At 33.4% G+C, this 25,154-nt stretch carries 20 protein-coding genes and 1 riboswitch; of the genes, 5 read left to right on the top strand and 15 right to left on the bottom strand.

The features are described from left to right. Window positions 1-2: 2 nt before the first annotated feature. The 5 genes from KF816_09490 to fni form a co-directional block, all read right to left on the bottom strand. Complete coding sequence (locus KF816_09490) at window positions 3-2,780, bottom strand: PD40 domain-containing protein (GenBank protein MBX3008246.1); 2,778 nt, start codon at window positions 2,778-2,780, stop codon at window positions 3-5. Window positions 2,781-2,948: 168 nt separating this feature from the next. Continuing rightward, the gene (gene ptsP / locus KF816_09495; protein MBX3008247.1) at window positions 2,949-4,697 is read right to left on the bottom strand and encodes a phosphoenolpyruvate--protein phosphotransferase; all 1,749 of its coding nucleotides are present in this window, start codon (window positions 4,695-4,697) and stop codon (window positions 2,949-2,951) included. 2 nt (window positions 4,698-4,699) lie between these two features. Then, window positions 4,700-4,966: an HPr family phosphocarrier protein gene (locus KF816_09500; GenBank protein MBX3008248.1), complete on the bottom strand. Its 267-nt coding sequence runs from the start codon at window positions 4,964-4,966 to the stop codon at window positions 4,700-4,702. After that, entirely contained in the window at window positions 4,966-5,895 is a 930-nt protein-coding gene (locus KF816_09505) for a polyprenyl synthetase family protein (protein MBX3008249.1), read from the bottom strand. The genes KF816_09500 and KF816_09505 overlap by 1 nt, the downstream gene beginning before the upstream one ends. A 59-nt stretch (window positions 5,896-5,954) precedes the next feature. Then, window positions 5,955-6,992 (bottom strand): type 2 isopentenyl-diphosphate Delta-isomerase, encoded by a 1,038-nt coding sequence (gene fni, locus KF816_09510; GenBank protein MBX3008250.1) that lies wholly within the window; start codon window positions 6,990-6,992, stop codon window positions 5,955-5,957. 130 nt (window positions 6,993-7,122) lie between these two features. On the opposite strand from fni, the gene KF816_09515 reads away from it, so the two are divergent. Further along, complete coding sequence (locus tag KF816_09515; protein MBX3008251.1) at window positions 7,123-8,421, top strand: MFS transporter; 1,299 nt, start codon at window positions 7,123-7,125, stop codon at window positions 8,419-8,421. 83 nt (window positions 8,422-8,504) lie between these two features. Here the strand turns inward: KF816_09515 and KF816_09520 are convergent, their stop codons facing one another. From KF816_09520 to KF816_09530, 3 genes are read right to left on the bottom strand one after another with little or no spacing between them, the layout of a single operon-like run. Further along, window positions 8,505-9,320: a hypothetical protein gene (locus KF816_09520; GenBank protein ID MBX3008252.1), complete on the bottom strand. Its 816-nt coding sequence runs from the start codon at window positions 9,318-9,320 to the stop codon at window positions 8,505-8,507. Between the two features lie 14 nt (window positions 9,321-9,334). After that, a complete protein-coding gene (locus KF816_09525; GenBank protein ID MBX3008253.1) occupies window positions 9,335-10,597 on the bottom strand; it encodes an MFS transporter in 1,263 nt (420 codons plus the stop codon). 57 nt (window positions 10,598-10,654) lie between these two features. Beyond that, a complete protein-coding gene (locus KF816_09530; GenBank protein MBX3008254.1) occupies window positions 10,655-11,401 on the bottom strand; it encodes a class I SAM-dependent methyltransferase in 747 nt (248 codons plus the stop codon). A gap of 147 nt (window positions 11,402-11,548) precedes the next feature. Between KF816_09530 and smpB the strand changes: the two genes are divergently transcribed. Genes smpB through KF816_09550 form a run of 4 tightly spaced genes read left to right on the top strand, consistent with a single transcriptional unit; the run spans window position 11,549 to window position 14,749 of the window. Further along, window positions 11,549-12,004 carry an SsrA-binding protein SmpB gene (smpB, locus tag KF816_09535; protein MBX3008255.1) on the top strand — a complete coding sequence of 152 codons (456 nt, stop codon included), beginning with the start codon at window positions 11,549-11,551 and terminating at the stop codon, window positions 12,002-12,004. 18 nt (window positions 12,005-12,022) lie between these two features. Next, window positions 12,023-13,258, top strand: a complete 1,236-nt coding sequence (locus KF816_09540; GenBank protein ID MBX3008256.1) for a tyrosine--tRNA ligase — start codon at window positions 12,023-12,025, stop codon at window positions 13,256-13,258. A gap of 12 nt (window positions 13,259-13,270) precedes the next feature. Continuing rightward, window positions 13,271-13,816, top strand: a complete 546-nt coding sequence (locus KF816_09545) for an arginine decarboxylase, pyruvoyl-dependent (protein MBX3008257.1) — start codon at window positions 13,271-13,273, stop codon at window positions 13,814-13,816. 6 nt (window positions 13,817-13,822) lie between these two features. Then, entirely contained in the window at window positions 13,823-14,749 is a 927-nt protein-coding gene (locus KF816_09550; GenBank protein ID MBX3008258.1) for a TerC family protein, read from the top strand. Here the strand turns inward: KF816_09550 and KF816_09555 are convergent. The 7 genes from KF816_09555 to KF816_09585 all read right to left on the bottom strand — a co-directional run bounded on the left by KF816_09555 (window position 14,727) and on the right by KF816_09585 (window position 25,120). Continuing rightward, the gene (locus KF816_09555) at window positions 14,727-16,118 is read right to left on the bottom strand and encodes a sodium:solute symporter family protein (protein MBX3008259.1); all 1,392 of its coding nucleotides are present in this window, start codon (window positions 16,116-16,118) and stop codon (window positions 14,727-14,729) included. The two genes, KF816_09550 and KF816_09555, sit on opposite strands and share 23 nt — an antisense overlap. Further along, window positions 16,102-16,761 (bottom strand): thiamine diphosphokinase, encoded by a 660-nt coding sequence (locus KF816_09560; protein MBX3008260.1) that lies wholly within the window; start codon window positions 16,759-16,761, stop codon window positions 16,102-16,104. Before KF816_09560 ends, KF816_09555 begins: the two co-directional genes overlap by 17 nt. Next, window positions 16,758-19,241: a TonB-dependent receptor gene (locus KF816_09565; GenBank protein ID MBX3008261.1), complete on the bottom strand. Its 2,484-nt coding sequence runs from the start codon at window positions 19,239-19,241 to the stop codon at window positions 16,758-16,760. The genes KF816_09560 and KF816_09565 overlap by 4 nt, the downstream gene beginning before the upstream one ends. Before the next feature lie 46 nt (window positions 19,242-19,287). Continuing rightward, a riboswitch (TPP riboswitch) is annotated at window positions 19,288-19,386 on the bottom strand. Window positions 19,387-19,405: 19 nt separating this feature from the next. Continuing rightward, window positions 19,406-21,961, bottom strand: a complete 2,556-nt coding sequence (locus tag KF816_09570; protein MBX3008262.1) for a LysM peptidoglycan-binding domain-containing protein — start codon at window positions 21,959-21,961, stop codon at window positions 19,406-19,408. 123 nt (window positions 21,962-22,084) lie between these two features. Beyond that, complete coding sequence (locus KF816_09575) at window positions 22,085-23,626, bottom strand: acyl-CoA carboxylase subunit beta (protein ID MBX3008263.1); 1,542 nt, start codon at window positions 23,624-23,626, stop codon at window positions 22,085-22,087. Between the two features lie 10 nt (window positions 23,627-23,636). After that, the gene (locus KF816_09580; protein ID MBX3008264.1) at window positions 23,637-24,377 is read right to left on the bottom strand and encodes an ATP-binding cassette domain-containing protein; all 741 of its coding nucleotides are present in this window, start codon (window positions 24,375-24,377) and stop codon (window positions 23,637-23,639) included. Then, on the bottom strand, window positions 24,374-25,120 hold the full coding sequence (locus KF816_09585) for a hypothetical protein (GenBank protein ID MBX3008265.1): 747 nt from the start codon (window positions 25,118-25,120) through the stop codon (window positions 24,374-24,376). Before KF816_09585 ends, KF816_09580 begins: the two co-directional genes overlap by 4 nt. Window positions 25,121-25,154 lie beyond the last annotated feature (34 nt).

A 25,154-nucleotide genomic window follows, 5' to 3' on the forward strand; every position in this document is an offset into this window, starting at 1 on the left:
AATTAAAAATCCCACCCAAAAAAGAATTGGTAGTAAAACCCATTTTGAAATTGTGTGAAATTATTTTCAATCTTTTTCCCGATATCATATCGCAATCCAATAGCGTTAAACAAATTTAATCTTACACCAAATCCCATACTGCCAATAGTTTGCCGGTATTTTGTATCCCACGCAGAGCCAGCATCAAAATATGCCGCGCCGCGAATATTGAAAAATCCCAGTCCAAAGAATGGGAAATTCACAGTAAATTGATCAATGAGAGGAAATCTTAATTCAATTGAAGAGAGCCAAAGTTTTTGACCTCTAATACTGAAGCGAGGCCATCCTCTTAAATCCCAGCTTCCACCGGCAAAATATCTTCTTGATTCCTTTCCATCGTTAATAAAGATGGCCCCCCTTGCTGCTAATGTTGAGCGAAGTGAGAGCCGAAAATATTTTCTATAATCAACTATGAATGAATAATAATTTACATTACTATATTTTACATCACTGGTATATCCCAATAGTACTCTAAATCGGGATCCATCGATTGGTCCAGTTGCGTACCAGATAGCGTTATCATGAACAAATGAAAGTGAATTGGAAACTAATAATGATTTTCTTGTAAGAAATCCTTCAATTATAGATTTATCTGAATTAGCGATACTAAAATCCGCTTCTATTCTTTGAAATTGTGAAAAAGGAAAATAAAGAGAGAAAAATCCTCCAAAAACCCGTTCATAAAAAAATTCATTGGATTCACGAATATCATATCTTCTTCCCGAATAATTAAAAACACCGTAACCATAGTTTGTTCTGTCTTTTAAACTAATGCGTGATATGGCGATATTAAAATTTTTCATTATTTCACTCTGCACTTCAGCAGTATTGAATACGTAAAGCATATATCTATCATCACCGAGTAAATCACTCAAAGATAAAAACGCTCCTCCCCTTGATCCATAAACCGGGTCTGTAATAAACTGACTTACAGCATAATCAAGAGTATATTCTTTTTCATACTCCAAGCGATGTGATTCTGATTTGAGAACTATTCTTTTTTCCTCCCATTTTTTTCCGATATTCGAAAAATCGAAAGCTATGAACTTATCAGTTTGATTATGAGATTCTAAATTGATTATGTAGAATTGAAATGAAAATTTTTCGAAGGCCGATGTAACTATTGTTTTATCGTCAATAAAAGAGAAACCATAAACACTGGTTAGAAAACTTGTAACTTTATGCATTCCCTGAGACGGCGTTCCGTTGTAGGGAATTTTATAAATATTAAAAGCACCATCATAATCAGCTGTGAAGTACAATTCATTATTGTTTTTTGATAATTTAGGGGTAGAAAGATTAGCGTTTACGTTCGTTAGGTATCTAAGTGTTTGCGAAGTTATATCTAGTTCAAAGAGATTATACTTTTTTGCGAATAAGCCATCTGTCCTATCCGATGAAAATATAATTTTGTCATTACCGAAGAATATCGGGAAGTTATCATCGTAATAATCGTTTGTTAGTCTTACCAATTCTTTAGAATTAAAATCATAATAGTAAATATCGCTGAACCCTTTTGAATCTGTAGCCGAAAATAATAATCTTGAATTATCGCTGGAAAAACTTGGAGATTTTATTCTTATGATTGAGCTGTACCTCAAAGTATTAATTATTTCTTCATCTTTAATTGAATATAAATGAATTACATCTTTCCCTTCAACTTTTGTAATAAATGCAGCGATGCCATCATTTGAAAGAGCTAAAGAGGTTTCTAATGGATGGAACGATTCAAATTCCTTCTCCCTCTCCCCCTCAATAATAATTTCTGCGTTGGCGTAATCATCCGTGTAGTTTAAATTAAGTCTCATCAATGAGGTATAGCCGGTATGATTCCCAATAAAATAAACCCATTTTTGATTATTCACTTCATAAACGGTGGGAGAATAATTATAACCGAAATTGGTAATTTTTTTTGAACCTACTGTATGTGGAAGCCGATCTGAATATAAAGGGAAATATTGTTTTCTAATTTCATAGATCCATCTTTCATCAATTTTTTCTATCGAGTCATCGAGTACAAATTCAAGCAATTCATTAAACTTTTTGAATTTCCAGAAATTATTTAGAATGGCTAATATTTTATCTTCGCCATAATAATCACTAACAAACTCCAGAAATTTTTGCCCCTCTTTATACATCAAATAAGAACCATAGATTGATTCAATATTCGAAAGAGGTGCAAATATTCCATTGAGAACAGCATCACGCATAATCATTTCTGATTGTGTATCCCAGCTGGTGGACCAATATTCAGCGAGTCCTTCAACAAACCAGAGTGGAGGCAATCTTTCAGCAGAAGATCTATAATCGCTAATTTGTGTTAATAATTTTGTAACCATAAAAACATGAACCAGTTCATGCCTTATAACATGTCTAAATTTTTCAACAGAGCCTAAATATGGAATTACAACTCTTCCTTTTAGAAATTCAAAAAAGCCGCCAACTCCTTCAGGTATAAATCCGGATGTAATATTAGTTTGTTCAAAGTGGGTATGTGTATTGTAGAAAATAAGGGGGATTTTATGAGTTATATAATGCTGAAATTTAACTTTGTACTCATCGAATGCTTCTTCAGCAATTTGCGCTCCGATCTCCGCGAGTTCACCAAAATCATCATAGTAATATATATTGAAATGTTCGGTATTAAGAACTTTCCACTTAAAGTTTTCGTATTGAACTTTATTCCTTCCGAAGAAAAAGAATTGTGCATTGGATGAAGTATAGAGGAGAAGCAGCAAGATAATAATTTTAAAAAGGGAATTTAACAAGTACATTCCTTCAGGCATCTGAGTCAATTATTTCAAAATTGAAAAGGCACTGCCTTTTAATTTTTTGCTATAAAGATAACTCTAAGAATATAAAGTACAAGGTAAAAAAGATTATACAACGAAGCGAAAATCTTAATTGATTTAATAGAGACTTTTAATTTGGTCTTGTAACTCTTGATTAAAAAACTTATGAAGTAAACTATTGATTTCTTTTTCTGTATTGAGATTTAAACAATCATTGGCAAGTTTTTCGGCGTCATTAAATGACATTGTTCTAATCAGCTTTTTTAATATTGGAATAGCCGATGGCGAAACGCTGAAAGATTCGAGACCCAAGCCAATTAATAATGGAAGAGCAAATGGATCGGCAGCCATTTCACCGCACATACTAACATCCCTTCCCTTTTTCTTACACTCTTTAATAATATTATTAAGTGTACGAACAACCGCCGGGTTAAATTCTTGGTAAATCCCCGATACAATATCATTCCCCCTATCCACCGCCAGCAAATATTGAATTAAATCGTTCGTACCAATGCTAACAAAATCACATTCGTCTGCAAATTCACTTATCATTACAGCAGCGGAGGGTATTTCAATCATTACACCAATTCCAAGATGTTTGTCATACGGGATGCCCTCTTTCGATAATTCCTTCATACATTCAGCAACAATTTTCTTTGTTTCTCTGATTTCAACAATTGACGCCACCATGGGAATCATAATCTTAACATTTTTATGAGCGCTTGCTCGGAGAATTGCTCTAATCTGAGTTTTAAAGAGATCTTTGCTATCTAGTAAAAGTCTTACACCACGCCAGCCAAGAAATGGATTCGGTTCTTTCAAATCCACAGGAAGCACTTTGTCGCCCCCGATATCAAACGCGCGAATAATTACAGTATCTGGATAAATTCTTTCAGAAATATCTTTATATAATTTGTACTGCGTTTGTTCATCGGGGAACACATCGTTGCCTTCAAATAGCTGTTCTGTTCTAACAAGTCCAATTCCCTTTGCACAATTATTAATTATAAAATCAAGTTCATCAGTTAAATCTAAATTACCCAGAAGTTGAATTTCTTTTCCATCTATAGTTGTTGAGGGAAGAGTCTTTAATTTATCAAGTTCCTTATCATATTTTTGTAATTTTTCAACTTTCTTGCTGTACTCAGTTAATTGCTTTTCATCAGGATTTATTATTACTTCCCCTTTATAACCATCAACAATAATAGTATCGCCATCTTTAATTCTATTTGTTGCGTCGTGTAATCCGAGTACTGCAGGAATATTTAATGAACGGGCAACAATAGCCGCATGAGAAGTTAAACCGCCAAAATCGGTTACATAACCCCTTACACTGTCGCGAGAGAATAAAACAGTATCAGATGGAGAAATAGTACCGGTAACAATAACAGCATCTGTAATTACTCGTGATTTCCACTTTTTCTTTTTAATGTTTTTGATAATTCTATTTTTGATATCTTCAATATCATGCGATCTCTCTTTCATATAAGCTTCATTAGAGAGATTAAGTAAATCTATATATTTTGAGATTTCATCATGAACAATATACTCGGGAGTTCTCATTTCCGACTTAATTCTTGATTTAATATTATCGAAAAGAATTGGATCATCGAGAATCATAATCTGAGCTTCAAAAATTGCGGCTCTCTTTTCTCCAAGTTTATCAACAGCTAGAGAAAATATTTTATTTAATTCTTTTTTTGATTGTTGAACTGCGGTTTCGAGGTTTTTACAGGCTTCTTCTATATCTGTAATTTTTTCGTCATTAATAGTTTCTTTTTCTTTTTGATAAATGAATGCTTGAGTAATAATTATACCCGGAGCGGCAGCAATGCCTTTAAGGATATTTGTCTGCTCAGTTTTCATACTCAAAGTTCGTCAAATCCTCTATTAAAATAATCAATAATTTCTGCTGATGCCTGTTCTTCATCTTCACCATCAAATATTAGAGTAATATCGGAACCTTTTTCCGCGGCTAAAGTCATTACTCCAATTATACTTTTACCGTTAATATGAAATCCATCCTTATTAAGAAAAAATTCACATTTATATTTTGAAGCTAATTTAACTATTGTTGCCGCAGGTCTTGTATGAAGTCCCGCGTTATTAACTATTTTAATCGTTCTCTCAATCATTATTTATTTCTTGTGATTAATGCGTTTGCTAATTCAATTAAAAGTACAATGCCCTGTTTATTTGGTAACTGATCCAAATTCTTGAGCGCTAATTTAGTGTATTTCTTGATTTCTTTCTCTGCTTCTTCAAGGATTCCCAGTTTTTGATAAAGATTTTTATAAAGAGGTATCTCTTCACGTAAGATGCCTTTATTTGCGATAACTTTCAGTAATTTTTTTTTATCAACACCTTTTGCCTTTTCAAGAGACTTGAGAAATAGATAAGTCTTCTTACCTTCTACTAAATCACCGCCAATTTTTTTACCAAATTCCTTTTCGTCTGCAAGTAAATCCAGTAAATCGTCCTGTATCTGGAATGCCATGCCAATATTCTTTCCATAATTTTCAAGGATACTTACAGTTTTGTTATCTGCTTTAATAATTTGAGCACCAATTGAACAACACATCTGAGCCAGAGCAGCAGTCTTTTTGTAAATCATCTCCTTGTATTCTGCAATAGTAACATTTTTCCTTAACTCAAATTCTTTATCCAAACTCTGTCCTTCGCATACCTCAATAATCCCACGTGTAAATGTCTTTGCTATTTTATTGGTATTACCATTACAATCTTTTAATAGATTTTCATAAGCAATAGCTATTAAATTATCTCCAGCCAGTATAGCGGTATTTACATCGTATTTCTTATGCAGAGTTAACCTTCCCCTTCTTTTATCAGAATTATCCATGATGTCATCATGGACTAAAGTAAAGTTATGCAGCACTTCAACAGCTAAAGCAGCATTATATACTTTTGAGAATTTTCCTCCGGCAGCTTTCGCAGAGGCGAGTACCATGAAGGGTCTAATTCTTTTTCCGCCTCCTTCAAGGATATATTTACATGGTTCATAAAGGGAGTTTGGTTTTCTTCCATTCAATAAATTGTCAAGCATCAAATCAATTTTCTTGATTTCGGAACCATACACATTCTTAAAATTGTTACTTAAAATCTTCAATGCAATTCCTCACTCTTAAGAAGTTTTATTTTTTTAAGTTCCTTTAAATTACTAGCACCGGTTAAGTGCATAATATTCTTTACATCCTTAAACCATTCATACACCAGATTTACAACTCCAACCGAATCATTCTTTACTAATTTATTCAGTATTATTCTGGCCGAAGCTGTTAAATCAGCACCAAGCGCAATAGATTTTGCAATATCAATTCCACTATTAATGCCTCCGCTAGAAACTAATGTAAAATCATATTTCTTTTTTAATTCTGAAACTTTCCTAACACAATAAGAAGTTGGCAAGCCCCACTCTCTTAAAAAATCATTCTTTGTTTTATTCCTAAGAAGTTCAACTGCTGCCCAACTAGTTCCTCCGGAGCCGGCTACATCAATTCCAGCTACTCCAGCTTCAATTAATTTTTTTGCTGATTTTTTCGAGATACCAGAACCAACTTCCTTAATCATCACCGGAGTAGAAATTGATTTTGTCAACTTCTCAAGTTTTTTCATCAATCCACTAAAATTAGGTTCTCCTTCGGGTTGCAGAAGTTCTTGAAGAGGATTTAGGTGTATTACAAATACATCGGCTTCAATTAATTCAATTAGAAATTTTACTTCATCAATAATTTTTGCGGATTGAACCAATTGTGCCGCGCCCAGATTTCCCAATACCGGGACTGAACCAGCATTCTGTCTAATTATTTTAAAGCTATCATGGTTATTATTGTTTTCGAGGGCCTGTCTTTGACTTCCAACTCCTATCGGAATATTTAATTCCTTTGCTGCGATAGCTAATTTTTGATTAATATCATTAGCTTCTTTCGTCCCTCCGGTCATACATGAAATTATAAATGGAAAAGAGATTTTTTTATTATAAAAATTAGTTCCAAGATCAATCTTTTTAATATCCACTTCCGTAGTGGCACAATGTTCAAAAACATAGTTTTCAAAACCATTAGATTTGTAATACTCAACTTTATCACTCAAGCATAACTTGATATGTTCCGACTTCCTCTTTTCCGTGAATCTCTTATCCATTTACATCCGTTGAAATGATTACTAATATACAAATATTGAAACTTAATTGAGTGAGAGGCAAAAAAATATTTGGATGTGTGAGTCAATTAAAATAATTTTTCGCAAATCATTTACTTAAACAGGTAATCATATGAATAAAGTTCGATTAGGATTTTGGCAGGTTTGGAATATGAGTTTCGGTTTTCTCGGAATTCAATTTGGATTTGCACTTCAAAACGCAAACGTGAGTAGAATATTTGAAACTCTTGGAGCAAGTATCGATGAAATTCCAATATTGTGGATTGCCGCACCAACAACGGGATTACTTGTTCAGCCAATCATTGGTTATTTAAGCGATAGAACCTGGGGCCGATTAGGAAGAAGAAGACCCTATTTTTTAGTGGGAGCTATACTCGCTTCCGCGGCATTAATAGTGATGCCAAATTCCCCCACATTATGGGTTGCGGCTGGAATGTTATGGATTTTGGATGCTTCAATTAATATTTCAATGGAGCCATTTAGAGCTTTAGTGGCTGATTTACTTCCTTCTGAACAACGAACTACCGGATTTGCAGTTCAAAGTTTTTTTATTGGTACCGGTGCAATAATCGCTTCAGCACTGCCTTATATTTTTACTAATTGGCTTGGAATAAGCAATACTGCTGAACCTGGACAAATACCCGACTCAGTGCTCTATTCATTTTACATCGGCGCATTTGCATTTTTAGGAGCTGTGGCATGGACAGTTTTCCGTACTAAAGAGTATCCCCCGGCAGATATGGCCGAGTTTAACAGATTGAAAGAAGAAAATAAAGGATTCTTTAAAGGAATAACGGAAATCTTTCAATCATTTATAGGAATGCCAAAAACCATGATTCAACTTGCATTCGTTCAGTTCTTTTCATGGTTTGCTCTTTTTGCGATGTGGATTTATACAACACCTGCAGTAACTCATCATATTTACGGAGCTACTGATCCATCGAGTGAACTTTATAATCAAGGAGCTAACTGGGTTGGAGTTTTATTTTCTATTTATAATGGATTTGCCGCATTAACAGCATTTCTACTGCCATGGATTGCCAAAAGGACTTCCAGAAAAACTGTACACATGATTAGCTTGATAGCCGGAAGTATAGGGCTTACCTCATTTTATTTTATAAAGGATCCAAATCTTTTGTTAATCTCTGAACTCGGAATTGGTTTGGCTTGGGCTTCAATATTATCGATGCCATACGCAATTTTAGCCGGCTCAATCCCTTCTGAAAAGATGGGCGTTTATATGGGAATTTTTAACTTCTTTATTGTTATTCCTCAAATTACTGCTGCTGCAATTTTAGGATTATTAGTAAAAAACATTTTTGGTAATGAAGCTATCTACGCGCTTATTATTGGAGGGATTTCATTACTTATTGCCGCGGCACTTGTAATGATTGTTAAGGATGATGATTAGAGTCTATTTATTTGTTACTATTACAAAAAACCCTTCTGATGTACTGATAGAAGGGTTTTTCTTTTTGCTCAATGATTTTCTTTTCAGTTCTTTTTAATTTCTATCTGAACAGTGTACTTCCCTTTTTGATACTCATCATTTTTATTTTCGAGAATTTTTATCTTGACTAATTTTGAAATTTCATTCTGCTTAATCTGAATTATTGAGGATTTCAATTCCCCTATTTTTTTATCAGCGTTTAGTGGCTTTGATTTTACCGATAGACATGCTGACAAATCGGAGACTAACTTAGAATGCATTTCCTCAGCCATTTTGTAACTGTCTCCTTCATAAAAAAGTGAAACATATACAGGTTCTTCCTCTTCAAGATAAGAATCTATTGATCCTGGAATTTTTGGAAGACCGCTCGTCTGGTCATTAAAGTTTTCTAACAGCAAAAAATTAGCGTTAGCATGTTCTGTTAAAAAAAGAATTGTTGAACAAAAATCAGTATCATAAAATGTAACTGAATTTGAAGCGGCCAATCCATATTGTAGAAAATATTTACCGTAAGATTTTGAATCGCCAACGACATAAAGTATATATTCGCCATCAGAAGGAATTGTTGCTACTATATTTGCTAATCCGTTTGATGCAGCAGACATTTCCTTAAATACTTCTCCCATTGGATTGATAATTATAAGTCTGCCGGTAAAATCTTTAGAAAATAAATTTACATTTAATTTTTCACCTTGATAAAGAGGAAGTTGAAAGCCGTCATATCTCCCAAAATCATCTTTATTCAAATCATTCTTACTTAATTCCCCTTCAATTTCATTAAACTCTACACTATACTTTTGGGGGTTTTGAGCAATCATCAAACCTGAGAATAATAGAAAATATAAAACATATTTTTTCACGCTGAATTCCTAAATTAATGACCCGAGGGGATAATACGTTCACCGCTGCTTTTTTGTTCCTTAACCATAAACCACAATATCGATGAAATTGCCAAGGAGACCGCACTTATTATAAATATTATGCTTTTATCTTCAGCGTTCTGAATAAATATTCCAATGCCCAAACTAACGAGAAGCTGAGGTAGCACTACAGATAAATTAAATATTCCCATAAAAAATCCCATTCTGCTTTTATCAACTTTCTCCGACATAATTGCGAAAGGTAAACTAACTATTGCCGCCCAACCAACACCGGCAACCGCCATTAAAACCCAAACAATGAAAGAATTGGTTCCAAGAATAACAATTCCAAAATATCCGACAGCCATAATAGAAATAGCCGCAATATGCGTTTTCACTCTACCAATTTTTTCGGTAATCGGCTCGAGCACAAAAGCTGGAAGTAATGCACCAATCGCATTTAATATTAAAAATGAAATTGATAGTATCTGCCCCGTTTCATCGGGCGAAGCGGGATTTAATTTCTGTTCAACATAACCAATCATATAAACAAACATTGTTTGAACACCGATCCAACTGAACGAATGAGCAATTAAAAGTTTTATAAACTGAGACCAATCGGTTTGTGATTTCCCGGAATCAACTTTATCATTACTACTTTTTAGCTCTCGCGGTTCTTCTATAAAAAGCAGAGGAATAATTGAAAATAATATTACCAGTAAAACACCGAAATAAATTAAAAAGTAATTCCCGAATATGGCGCCTATTGCGTATGCCAAAACTCCAAAGGAACCGGAAATAGTTTGCATCCAGGTATATCCTTTAGTGCGAGCGATACCTTCACTTGTAACATCAGCAATTATTGATCGGGTTGGGTTAAATGAAATATTAATTGCTAAATCGAGAGTAAGCGCTATTACTACCGCAGTAATTATGATGTTTGTCATACCAAAGAAAGAGCTGATTTCACCAATATTTGGTAGAGCAAATAACATAATTGCGGCAAGAGTTCCCCCAATTAGAATAAAGGGGCGTCTTCTTCCTTTCCAAAACCAAACTTTATCACTTATTAGTCCAACAATTGGCTGTCCAATAATTCCGGCTAAAGGTCCAGCAGCCCAAACAAATCCAATTTCATGTAAATCAAGATTATATTTAGTTCTCATCAACCAGCTAAGTGCTGCAATTTGGATTGAAAGTGCAAATCCCATTGCCGTTGCCGGTAAACTCAGTATTGCATAAAACAGGTTAGAATGTTTTTTCTGCATTTCGAGCATTTAGGTGCCTCCCTTTTTTTCTTCACGTTCGGGTAAAAATATTGAAAGAAGTGTTAATTAAAAAGTTTTTTTTAGTAGTGATTCACAGCCAAGCGTTATCATTTCTCTGATAAGTGGAATATTGGGCAATTTTAATTTTGGCAAACCAAACCGCTGAAGATAAACAGGACGGAATAAAAAGAATTCTTTTATGATAGGTGTCAGTTGATATTTTCTTGAGAGAATCTCAAAAGTATTTATTGTGCATCCGGTTGAAAAATGAAGCTTAATTTCATCAACATATTCCCTACTCTCTCCAACTACTTTAGCAATAGAGTACAAGAGATTTTTAGGAAGAAGATGTAAATATGGAATGTATCTTAAAAAATTTTTCGCAATTTGTTGATGTCCCGCAAATGGCGACCATTTTGGAGGAAAACTAATAAATAAGAATCCATCCTTTTTGAGTAATATACTTATATTTCTGAAGGTTTCATCCTTTTTATGAATATGTTCAATAACCTCTCTCATTACAATAAGGTCAAACTTTTTATTCAACTTGTGGGGTAAATCGGTCGCTGTTATATCTCCCAAAATTATATTCAGGCTGGGATTTTTCTCCAGTGCAAGATCAACGCGAGGTTTACTGATTTCAATACCAGTTACATTTGCTCCCTTCTCGGAAAGAACTTTTAGCAACCCACCTTCCGCGCATCCAATCTCGAGAATTTCTTTACCATCAAAATTTGAAATATAGGTGTATAGATAAGGGAGGAAATAGCTCGTGGTATAATTTATTTGTTCGTAATAATGTTTTTCTGGCATAAATAAGTTAAAATTGTTGTTACAATAATATAAAGATTAGGAATAAGAACCATTTGTGATATTATTTTAATATCCAGCAGAGTTAAATAATCAGATAAATTCTTGCATTTAACAGCTATTAAAAATAATTTTGCACACAATTTTGAAATGACTGAACCAAACACAGAAAAAAATATTACGGTTAACCGTAAAGCTCAGCATGATTTTTTTATTCAGCAGAGATTTGAAGCCGGGATTGTTCTTGTAGGAACCGAAGTAAAATCACTGAGACAGAATAAGTGTAATCTTGTAGATAGTTTTGCAATAATTGAGAATGACGGCGTTTGGCTATTGAATGCGAATATTTCAACCTACGACCAGGGAAGCATTAATAATCACGATCCGGTTAGAAAAAGAAGATTACTTTTAAACAAAAACGAAATTAGAAAACTAAACAAAGCTGTTACAGAAAAGGGATTTACATTAATACCATTAAGACTATATTTTAAGAACGGTTTAGTGAAAGTTGAATTAGCGGTTGCGATGGGAAAAAAGTCATACGATAAAAGAGAAGCGATTGCAAAACGGGATCTGAGTAGAGAGATGCTCAGAAAATTTAAGTAAAGTTTCAGGAGATAGATATTGGAAATAAAACCCCATTTTCCCCCAATTAATGAACAACTTGATATTATTAAACGGGGTATATCAGAAATAGTCCCAGAAGACGAATTAGTTCAAAAACTTGAAAAATCATTAAAAGAAAATAAACCTCTCAAAATTAAACTTGGCTGCGATCCCACCCGCCCCGATCTTCATTTGGGTCACTCGGTAGTGCTTCGTAAATTGGCACAGTTCCAACAGTTAGGACATCAAGCTATATTAATTATTGGTGATTTTACCGGAATGATTGGAGACCCATCTGGAAGAAACAGCGCCAGGCCTCCCCTTTCATTTGATGAAGCAAGAATTAATGGTTTAACCTATTTTGAGCAGGCATCAAAAATTTTGCATCCCGAGAAAACTAAAATTGTGTACAACTCCGAATGGCTCGGTAAAATGACCTTTGAGGATGTTATTAAGTTGTCATCAAAATATACCGTTGCACGAATGCTGGAAAGAGACGATTTCACAAAAAGATACAAAGGTGGAATTCCAATTAGTATGCATGAAATTTTATATCCTCTTGCCCAAGCAATGGATTCTGTTGCAATTGAAAGTGATGTGGAACTTGGAGGAACAGACCAAAAATTCAATCTTTTAGTCGGGCGAGATATTCAGAGAGAATTTGGCATTGCTCCCCAAGTAATACTTACAATGCCACTGCTTATTGGAACGGATGGTGTTGAAAAGATGAGCAAATCGATGGATAATTATATAGGTATTGATGATTCGCCAAAAGATATCTTTGGAAAAACTCTATCCATCCCCGATTCTCTCATTTATAACTATTATGAGCTCGCAACAGATATATCAAATGATGATCTAAAAAAAGTAAAAGAAGATCTTGCAAATAAAGAAGTTAACCCAAGGGATATAAAAAGAGCTTTGGCTCGAAAACTGGTAGAAATGTATCATTCATTAGAACAAGCAGAATTAGCAGAAAAAGAATTTGATACCATCTTTGTGAAGAAAGGGTTACCTGATGAAATATCGGAATTTATTTTCGATAATGAGTTGAAAGAAATAGAAGTTGTTGAATTGATTGTAAAAGTAGGGTTTGCTCTCACCAAAAGCGAAGCACGCCGTTTAATAACACAAGGCGGAGTTTCAATTGATAACGAAAAAGTATCTGATATTAAAACTATCTTCAAAATTGAAGGTGAGAAAATACTTAAAGTTGGTAAACGAAATTTTATTAAAATAATAGGCACAAAATAAGGAGGTAAAGAATTGTACGTACCGAGTAGAATTTTCTTCACAAAAGGTGTAGGTAGGCATAAAGAATACCTTGCATCTTTCGAGCTTGCGCTCAGAAATGCCGGAATTGAAATCTGTAATCTTGTTTCTGTTAGCAGTATTTATCCTACCGGATGCAAAAGAATAACCAGACAACAAGGAGTTCGAAGTTTAGAACCTGGTCAAATTACACATTGTGTAATGGCAAGAAACGCTACGAACGAACCAAACAGATTAATTGCAGCATCTATCGGTGTGGCAATACCTTCAGATAAAAAAATGTATGGCTATCTATCAGAACATCATCCTTATGGAGAGACTGAAAAAGTAGCTGGTGATTACGCTGAAGATCTAGCCGCAACTATGCTTGCTACAACATTGGGTATCGGTTTTGATGCTGAAACAGCTTGGAATGAAAGAGAGCAAGTTTATAAAATGTCAGGCAAAATTGTTAATACATTTAATATAACTCAATCAGCTCAAGGTGATAAAAAAGGTTTATGGACTACAGTAATAGCTGTAGGAATTTTTCTTCCATAAAAACCAATGGATAATCACTTTTTATTCTGGGTAGTATTTACTGTAGCAGTATCTATAATGTTTTATATAGATCTTTACGCTACAGATCATAGACACGGCAAAATTGGAATAAAATCAAGTCTCATTTGGAGCGGTGTTTGGATTCTCACCGCTCTCCTTTTTAATCTCGCTATATTTTTATTCTTAGAGGATGGTAAACAAAAAGCCCTCGAGTTTTTAACGGCTTATATAGTTGAAAAATCTTTATCTGTCGATAATTTATTTGTTTTTCTAATGATATTTAGTGTTATGGGAATTCGAGAAGAGAACCAGCCCCATATATTAAAATGGGGAATTATATCTGCAATTGTTATGAGAATAGTTTTCATCTTGATTGGAATAGAACTAATTAAGGCGTTTCATCCTGTAATTTACATTTTTGGGTTATTCTTACTCTACGCGGCTTACAAAATGAGTTTTGCCAGTGAATCAAAAGTTGATTATGAAAATAATACTCTTATTAAATTCGTTAAAAAACATTTTAGTGTTATAACAGATTATCATGGTGAACATTTTTTTACAAGAAAAAATGGCAAACTAATGATCACACAATTATTCCTAACATTTTTGCTTATTGAAACTTCCGATCTAATATTTGCTATTGATTCAATACCAGCAGTAATAGCAATATCTCAAGATCCATTTATTGTTATCACATCAAATATTTTCGCAATTTTAGGGCTGAGAGCTCTTTACTTTGCGTTGTCCGGTATCGCGGGAATGTTCTACTATCTCAAGTATGGTGTTTCTATTGTACTAGCTTATGTAGGTGTGAAGATGATGCTTGTGGATATTTATAAAATTCCAACAATATTTTCTCTTTCTTTCATCCTGGGATGTTTGTTGATATCAGTATTGGTATCATTAAAGTTTAAGAATCATTCCTCAACTTAATTATACCCCAGAGATGAATTATTATACCAATAGATAATCCTGCAATCATTGGTTCAATGAATAAAAACTGCTCCGGTATTAGAGTGCTTTTACTAATTAACCAAATAAAAGAAACAAGTGTAGCAATTATAATTTGGTAAAACGCAATTTTGTTTGAAATTTTAAATTTCTTGTAATAAGCACTTATAATCAGCAAAATTAACCCGGGGATACAAACACTTCCAATTGAATACCAAATCTCAATAACCGAATTATAAAAATATGCGATTACAACAGAGATTAGCATTGTTAATATTAATCCTACTTTAACAAACCATAGTTTTTTGAATTCATTTACATTTGGGAATATATATTTCATCAAATCATTACCAAAAGTTGTGGCGCTCAAAAATGTAAAACTATTTGAAGTTGATAAAATTGTAGCAAACATAGCTATAAAAAAAAGTCCTTTTAATCCTGGCATCAATAATTTATCCGCAAAAATTGGGAAAGCCATGACTGGCGTCGTTAGATTTGGTAAGTAGGCTTTTGCGTATAATCCCGTTGTTGTCGTTAAAAAATCAAAAAATGCCCAGAATATTATAGAAATAATAATTCCATATTTCGCGGTTTTAGCGCTCTTCGCGGCATAGCAACGCTGATGAAATCCGGGATCGGCGAAAGTCCACGATGCAATTATGAACCACACAATTATATAATGTGGTGTTATTGAATCAGGTATCGATAAATGACCAATAGGCAAATTAGTTTCAAGATAACTGTAGCCTCCTAAAACTGATGCGGCTACAATTACAATTAGAATAAATCCTATAAACATTATAACAAATTGAAATACATCGGTATAAAGATCAGCTTTAAAACCACCTTTGAGTAAATATATCGAAGAAAAGAAAGCACTTATTATCAAAGAAGCCAGAAGACTTATATCCAGTATCAGCGAAAATAAAGAAGCCACCATATATATATATGGCGCAGGTTGAACTAAAAAAAATATTAATAATGATGAAACTGCTGCAGTTTTTTTTCCATAGACTTCTTCTATCTTTTCTGGAATGGTTATCAAAACTGAATTTCTAATTTTTTCAGCGAAGAGATAAGCAAAAAGAATAGCAAATAGATAGTAAGGTAATCCTTGTGTTATCCAACTTAAAATTCCGTATCGGTATGTGAATTCCCCTACCCCTAAAATACCTCCATACCAAGTAGATACATTTGTTATCACAAAGAGAATGAGACCGACTTTGCGGTTATTAAGCAGGAAGCTTTCTCTGTCATGCTCCCCATTTTTTGATGCTAAAAATCCTATCGTGATGAGAACTAAAAAAAAGAGTATAATTATTAGAATATCTAAATTATTTAAATAAACCATACTTTCTCATTTTCTTAAAATCTCTAACTACTAAAACCGATCCATTTTCTATTCTAAGCTCAACTTTATTGGAAACTGCGACATTACTGGTACTTTCCTTTTCTCCAAATGGGAGGTTCGATTTTAATAGTGGGTACTTCAAGCCAGTAGAGGATATTTTTGTTCTAGGTAATATTCCATAAATACTTATTATCTCATTACTTACAGTATCTAATATAATATTATTCTGTGCAGTCTCCATAATTGAATTATGGTGTAGCAATTTAATATTTATCTTATCATGATATTTTATCAAAATACCAATATTACAAAAAGAATGATCGATACGATTGCCAGTTGCTCCAAGTAATAACGCTTCCTCATGTTTTAGTTTAATTGCTAATTTAATGCACTTTTCAATATCGGTATCGTTCTGCCTACTTAGATGAATTATTTTACTTTTTTTTCGAAAATGCTCCATCACTTTTGTTGAGACCGAATCAAAATCTCCTACTATATAATTGGGAGTCAGTCCCAACTCATAAGCAATATTTGCTCCACCATCGGCACAAATTAATGTAGAAAAGCCATTTTTTAATAAATAGTTCAGATTACCTCTCAGTGGACTATCCCCATTTCCTAATATCAAGCATCTCTTTTTCATAAGTTAATCGATACACCTCCTAAAATATTCCTCTCAGCGGCAGGGAAAAACTCAGATCCGATTCCGTAGGCCGCATATAAATTATCAAATAAATTATTGATTTGTAAATACGCCTTTACCTCCTTCAGAAAAGGAGACAAATCAAAAGTGTAACCTATAAATAAATTTGTAACAAAATAAGGATCCACCTTATTATCCGGATAATCCACAATTCCAGGATATTTGTTTAATATATTTTCCCCGAAATTATCGGTTAAAATACCAGAGACATATTTATTAATTATCTGCAGGTTTAATCCTTTATAATTATACTGGATAATACCATTAATATTGGCTTCAGGAAAGCCAGCTATGGTATTGCCATTCAAATTAAGTTGAAGAGCTTCACTCGTGTTTGTAAGTGGGTTATAATAATCAATATAGACCAATCCTTCTTTAATGTAATCTTTAGAGAGTGATGCATTTACTAGAAAATTAAAATTATTCATTAATTTAAAATTCGCGGAGCTTTCAAGACCATAATGGATTGTTTTTTTCATATTTCCTGTAATTGGTTGCCCGAACCTATCGAGCTGACCATTTTTTACAATTTCATTGTTGAAGAGCATCAGATATAAATTAATTGAGAAGTCGATATTTTTTGTTCTATAACTGGAGCCCATTTCAAAATTATACATCGTTTCCGGGTGAACAAGCGGCTCATTAAAATTATATTTTCCATTATCAGTCAACTGAAATTGAGGAACCGCTCCTCCACTCGATTCTGCAGCATCATAATAGTTTTTTAACCTTGGTTCACGTGACGTATTTGCGAACATAATATAAAAATTCAAACCTGGGTAATACTGATAATTAATTCCAATTCTTGAATTAAGGAACGAATGATTTACTTTAAATTCATTTCCCAGATATTTTTCATTATGAAGTTTATAACGATTATATGAAAATTGTAATTCTGCCAATAAATTTACCTTTTCAGAAATAAAATAATTTTCATTTACGAAAAAGTTTATAATGCTTTTTTGCCCCTCATAATAATAGTATCGGAAATCTTTTGGGAAACCCGATGGTAAATTCTCCGCAAAATTTATACTCCCCCAATGAATAGAATTATGTTCCCTAATTTCACCTCCAATTATCAACTCACCATTTTTGTGAGTAATGTTCACTCTAGGAATCCAACCCCATTGTTTATTTTCAACTTTAGCACGTATTAATGAATTTCCAGGATTACCTATAGGTCCAAAACCATTAATATTTGTAATTCTATAGTAAGATGTATCAGCCCAAGAGCCATCGTAATCAAAAAAACCTTCCCCCAATACTAAGAATAATGCCGAATTAAACTTTAGATTCTCGTTAATTACCCAGTCGTTCAAAATTTCAAAATGCGGTTGATTAAAATTTTCAATCTCTTCAGGTCGTCTAATCGATGTATATGTATATTCACCATTATCTGCGCTCCAATATGAATAATTTTCTCGTCTCAGTTTTTTATCATTAATTGCAAATTTTGGAAGTCCTGTATAGGCCAGTCCATCAGAAATAATTCCACCATATATATTTATTTGAGAAGTAACGTTTTCATCAAATCGTACCGCGCTAAGGTGATACGAATTCAAATTACTCCAGCTCAAATCTCGATAACCGCTGCTCATAATCTTAGATAGTTTAGCGTACACAGAATATTTTTGATCAATTAAACCACTTGAAACAGATGCAGAATATTTTCTTGTATTATAACTTCCATAGGATGATGATAATTCTATTTTAGCTTTATCAGAGAAAGATGAAGTAATAATATTTACCGATCCTCCAATTGCCGGATATCCTATTAATCCATTTCCCGCTCCTCTTTGCACTTGAATTATTTCAGTACTCCCTAGCAAATCGGGGAAGTCAATCCAATAAACATTATGATCCTCGGGATCGTTCTGTGGTATTCCATTAATAGATACTGAAATTCTTCTCTGGTCAAATCCACGAATACTCATATAATTATATCCAACTCCATTTCCACTCTCAGAATAAAAATGAACGGATGGCAGCGTACCCAATATTTCGGGAATATCCTGAACAGAATAACTTGATGCAATTTCATCTCTTTTTATCTTGGAATAACTCATGGGAGATATGCCTTCCTTTGCGAGACTTCCTTGTACTAAAATACTTTGACTCGAAATCAGTCTTGGTTCCAATTTTATAATAAATCCTTTGTCTGAAATTTCTGAGTAATTATATGTTTTGGTAATGAATGCTATATGGCTGAATTGGAATGAAGGGTTAGACGTAGAATCAAACTGAAGTTCAAAACTGCCATCAGGTAATGAAGCAGTACCGGAGAGATCGGCTTTGTTAATAATATTTACAAAAGGAATTGGCTGATTAGTGGACGAGTCAACTAGCTTTCCTTTTAAAATATTTGATTGAGAAAAAAATGAACAGGGGAACAAAAGTAAAAGAATAATTAAGAATTTCATATATCCTCCTTAAGATATAAAAAAAGCCGTTTGGAAAACGGCTTACTTAATTATTCTCCCGTTTTCCTACGCTGGCATTACCCAGATCAGGTTCAAGGGTGTGATCTCAGCCTTGAGAAAAACGAAGGCACCCCTAACGACTTATACTTTTAATTAATGAACAGTTATAGTTTTATATTTAATTTTTGTCCAACTTTTACAACTTCAGATTTCATATTATTCCATAACATAATATCGGCAACCTTAATATTGTAGGCTTTTGCAATGGTCCACAAACTTTCACCACTTACAACTTTGTGAATTTTAGAACCACTTGTTGCTGCTCTATTTTTATTCGAAGAATTTGGATCATTATCACTGTAAATACTTAAAGATTTTCCAGCAATTAAATTATTGGATTTAAGGTTATTCCATTCTTTTATTTCGTTAACTGTGACATCAAATTTTTCAGCGATTTCGCTAATTGAATCCCCCTTCTTAATTTTATAGCTAACCATATTAGATTTTGAAGAGGAAGTATTGTCACCAATTGAAGTTGACGAAGAATTTGCTTGCACACTCAAAAGTTGATTTACCTTTATTTTATTACTTTGAAGATCGTTCCATTTTCTTAACTGTGCAGTTGTAACACCATATTTGAGGGCAATCTCACCTAAAGTATCTCCTTTTTTAACTTTATAGGTTGATACTTTAGTTTCTGAACCGGAATTTGAGGCTTTTGCTACACGTTGGGTATTGCCCGAATGGATAAGTAATTTTTTTCCAATATTTATGTTGTTGGATTTAAGATTATTCCAGTCTTTCAATTGAGCAATTGTTACCCCATAACGTGAAGCTATCTTAGATAAATTTTCACCCCGCTTAACTCGATGCTCAATTTGTTTGTCTCCATTATTTACTACAAGAATAGAGCTTTTCTCATTTTCACTCAATGATTCAAGTGAGCTGTAATAAGCGAGTTTATCGGTAGGAACGTAAATGGATAATGACTGCCCAACTCTAACTCGTGAAGTATAGGGAATATTATTCCAAATTCTCAAATCCGCTACACGTACATTAAATAAATCCGCGATATCGATAAGATTATCTTTATTTTTTACAGTGTAGGTTACTGCAGATTTGCCTTCGGGCGCCGAAAAATTAATTGTATCTGTTAACATATCCTGATACAAATTAGCAAATTTTGCATCTTCTAAAGTTTGTGTAATTTTGAATTGATAAGTAGGACTGCTTTCAAGAGAGGTGATTTCTTCCTCGATAGCAGGTAGTATATCTGTATTTATTACAATTTCATCTTCACGCACAGTAGTTTTAGGGATCTTTATTTCTGTTTCTGCTTTAAGTTTGGTTTTTGCGCTTATGTTGTTGTATTTAGCTAATTCGGAGATGCTCACATCGTACAATTTTGCTATCTCGGCTAACCCTTGTCCACTTTTTACTGAATGAACAACATATTGCACTTTTATATCATCGGGTACATTATTATAATTATCAACGAATGCTTCATATGTTTTGGCGGGTACTTTAAGAGGATATCCGCCATCATAATCTTGTGGCGTTGAATTTTGAGTTAGTTCAGGATTCATATCTCGCAATAATTCAACACTAATTCCAGCGCATTTTGCCAAGACACTCAAATCAACCGCTTCTTTTATAAGATGCACTTTATATTCATGTGGTTTTTCATACTGGATGTCTGTAAAACCATATTTCTCTGGTTGACTGGCAATTAATGTTACAGCTATATATTGAGGCACGTAGTTTCTTGTTTCTTTAGGAAGGAAACTTCTCATTTCCCAAAAATCTTTAGAGCTTGAGCGGCGTATTGCTTTCCTCACTCTTCCTTCCCCACTGTTGTAAGAAGCAATTGCTAAATACCAGTCACCTAACGAATAATATAAATCTCTCAAATGTCTTGCGGCAGCTCTAGTTGCTTTTTCGGGATCTCTTCTTTCATCAATATAGAGAGATACTTTTAAATCGTACAACCTACCGGTACCTTTTATAAATTGCCAAGGACCAACCGCTTTAGCCCACGAACGAGCAAAAGGATTTAGTCCACTTTCAACCATACTCAAAAAGATTAATTGCTGTGGTACTTTTTCCTCTTTAAATATTTTAGCCATCATAGGAAAGTATTTTCCGGAACGTGTAAGCCAAAGATTAATATGCTTTCTACCTTTGCCTGTAAAATATTCTATATACTGCTCAACATATCTATTCATATCCAACTTAAAATCGCCAACTACAACAGTAACATTTTCAACATTCTTTTCAATTTTTTCATCCTCTTCAATAACTACATCTTTAATTTTATTATTCATCCATTCTTCAAATGCGGAAATAGATACATTTTCTGGAACGTCTTCAATACTGTCTAGAAACCTTTGGTAGTCTTCTACTATTGCATTTTCTAATTCTGAATAAGATTCGTTCTCATCTATGTTCGGGAAATAACTTAACTTATTAATTATTACCATTGCAGATTCAAAATAATTGATAGCTTCAACCTTAAAACCAAGTTTTTGCTGATAAAGCGCATTCACATAATCGCGTCTTGCGCTCTCGAGCATTTGGTTTACCGAAGAAGAAGATAGTTCTTCATTTGAATTGCTCTTAAACCTAAAATTATTTTGATTTTTATCTGAACTTATTGAAGAACATGAGGTGAGAAATACTACAAAAATGATTAGTAATGCAAATATTAGGGCTTTTTTCACACACACTCCGCTGATTTGAATTCTGATTGCAATTTAGTAGGTTATAAAAAGATTGTCAAGGTCTTTATTAAAATAAATGCTCTTAAGCATTTATTAACAATAACTTAGAAATTTAAAAAATGACTATAATGGAATATTACAATGTTTCTTTTTTGGATTTGAATCTATTTTCGATTTTAAAATATTAAGTGAGTTTATAAGTTTAATTCTGGTTTCCCTAGGTAAGATTACTTCGTCGATATACCCTCTTTCAGCTGCATAATAAGGATTAGCAAATTTCTCGATATATTCTTCTAATTTTTCGTTCAACTTTTTTTCTGGATTTTTAGATGATGCGATTTCCTTTTTAAATATAATTTCAACTGCACCTTTTGGTCCCATAACTGCAATTTCGGCACCTGGCCAAGCAAAATTAAAATCACCCCGTATATGTTTGGAATTCATTACATCATAGGCACCGCCATAAGCCTTGCGTAATATTACTGTTATTTTTGGTACAGTAGCTTCGCAAAATGCAAATAATAACTTTGAACCGTGACGAATGATACCATTCCATTCTTGCTCGGTGCCCGGTAAAAATCCGGGGACATCTTCCAAAACAACTAGAGGAATATTAAACGCATCACAAAATCTTACAAACCTAGCCCCTTTAACGGAGGAATTTATATCCAATACTCCCGCAAGAACTGCTGGCTGGTTCGCTACAATTCCAACGGCTATTCCTCCTATTCGTGCAAATCCAACAACTATATTTTGAGCATAATATTGGTGAACCTCTAAAAAATCATCATCTATCAAATAGTTGATAATATTTTTTACATCGTATGGTTTACTGTTGTTGTCTGGCAGAATCTCGTCAAGCTTTTCAACAAACTGCGATTTAGTTTCTTCATAAACTTTATCATCACTTCTATCCTTCCAATTAGAAGGAATAAGTGAAATTAGTTTTCTTAAATTTTCTAATAACTCAACCTCACTATCATAAACAAAATGCGCGACCCCACTTTTAGATGCGTGAGTTTCCGCACCCCCAAGATCTTCAAACGATACTTCTTCATGAGTTACAGTTTTTACTACATTAGGGCCGGTCACAAACATATGGCTGGTATGTTTAACCATAAATATGAAATCTGTTATTGCAGGTGAGTATACTGCACCCCCCGCGCATGGGCCTAAAACTGCCGAAATTTGTGGAACCACACCCGAAGCCAGTGTATTCCTTAAAAATATTTCAGCATAGCCGCCAAGACTGTCTACTCCCTCCTGAATTCGCGCACCCCCAGAATCATTCAAACCAATAATTGGAAATCCGAGTTTTAATGCCATATCCATTATCTTGCATATTTTTTTGGCATGTGATTCTGAAAGCGACCCTCCAAATACTGTAAAATCTTGGCTGAAAATTGCGACTGATTTCCCCATAATTCTTGCGAAACCTGTAACAACCCCATCCCCTAATACCTTCTGATTCTCCAATCCAAAATCGGCAGAGCGGTGCTTCACAAAAATATCTATTTCTTCAAATGATCCATCATCAACTAATAATTCAATTCTTTCACGTGCGGTTAACTTTCCTTTTTGATGCTGAGATTCAATTTTTTCTAAACCCCCTCCAACAAGTGCCTCTTCTCTCATCCTAATTAATTTTTCAAACTTTTCTTCCATTACAAACCTTTCAAATTGAAATGTTTATGAATCTCTGTGATTCAATTTTCTTAAATTCACCTTCGATTGTGCTTCGAAGAGTCAGAAATTCATTTGAACTAATTAATTTTGAGATGTCTTCTGAATCAGCAACAAAAGTATAATTATTTACTACTTCTGCCGGGTTTTTCTTTAGCAATAAAATATTTTTTGCAAGGATTAAAGCTTCTGAGATGCTTGTTGTCGCTAAAACTATAATAATATTTTTAGCGGATATATTTTTTACAACTTCGTAACATTCCTCTTTTGTACGTCCATCCATCTTTGAGAAAGGATTATCGAGAACTAAAATATTAGGTTTAACCGCAAGTGCTCGGGCGGCAGAAATTCTGAATCGAAATCCTAAACTATTATTATGAGGAATATGTTTCTCATACCCATTCAATCCAATTAATGAAACTATATTTTCCAATTCTGTATTAGTGAGTTCGCTACTAAAATATTTAATATTTTCAATTACATTCAGCCAGGGGAAAGATGATGGCTGCTCTGGAATGAATGCTATTTTAGAATCACTCGAAAAATGCACATTTCCAATATCCGGCAATTCAATACCAGCAATAATTTTTAAGAGTGTTGTTTTGCCTGATCCTTCAGGCGCAATAATTGCCATATTTTCGTTAGATATTTTTAAAGAGATATCCTTTAAAATAATTTTATTAAATCCGCGCCCATCTGTATAGGATTTGGAAATTTTATCAATATCAATCATAGTGTCCTCCAAAATGCATATTTCTTTACAGAAATTTTCAGTAAAAGAAAATTGAGCTTATACAACAGCGCTGTAATAATTATTAAAGGAAATAAACCGGTAAAATCCCTATAGGCTAAAATTTGTTTAATTACATAGCCAACTCCAATATCGAGGTGGATAAACTCATATGTTAAAACAAGTAACCACATAGATGATTGTTTTTCTATGATCGATTTGAAAATTTTAGGTATGTGCAATTTCCATCTTATTTCAGCCAAATCTTTAGTCTTTTCTGAAGATAAACTCATAACAGTAAGTTCGTAAGGTTCATCATTTTTAGTAGTACTAATAAGTTCATTCATTAATCCAAGAAATTGTATAACCAGCATGAAAATCATGAACGCCACAATACTATTACCAAACCAAAATCCTATTAAAACGACAATAAAAAATATATTTACACTTCTAAGCCATGAAAAAGATTTAAATAATTCATGCTGCGTTTCTCCAAAATAAATTGATAAACCTCTCAAAATCCAAGTAAGGAAATAACCGCATAAAAAGGAAAATACTATAACTGAGTAAGTTTCTAATAGCGAAATGGCAATATTGTAATCATTCCAAATTGTTGTAAATGATTCTAAAATAAAGGATGGTTTTGGAAGAATGTTATTGAGTGGTAGGATAAACTCAAATAGAATCACATAAACAAAAAGAAATGTTAATAATATCTTTGACGAAGCGCTAATTTTTGTATTCATGTAAATGTTTAATGATTTTATTGCAAAATATAGA

The organism is Melioribacteraceae bacterium (genome assembly GCA_019638015.1).
Lineage (GTDB): Bacteria > Bacteroidota > Ignavibacteria > Ignavibacteriales > Melioribacteraceae > JAHBUP01.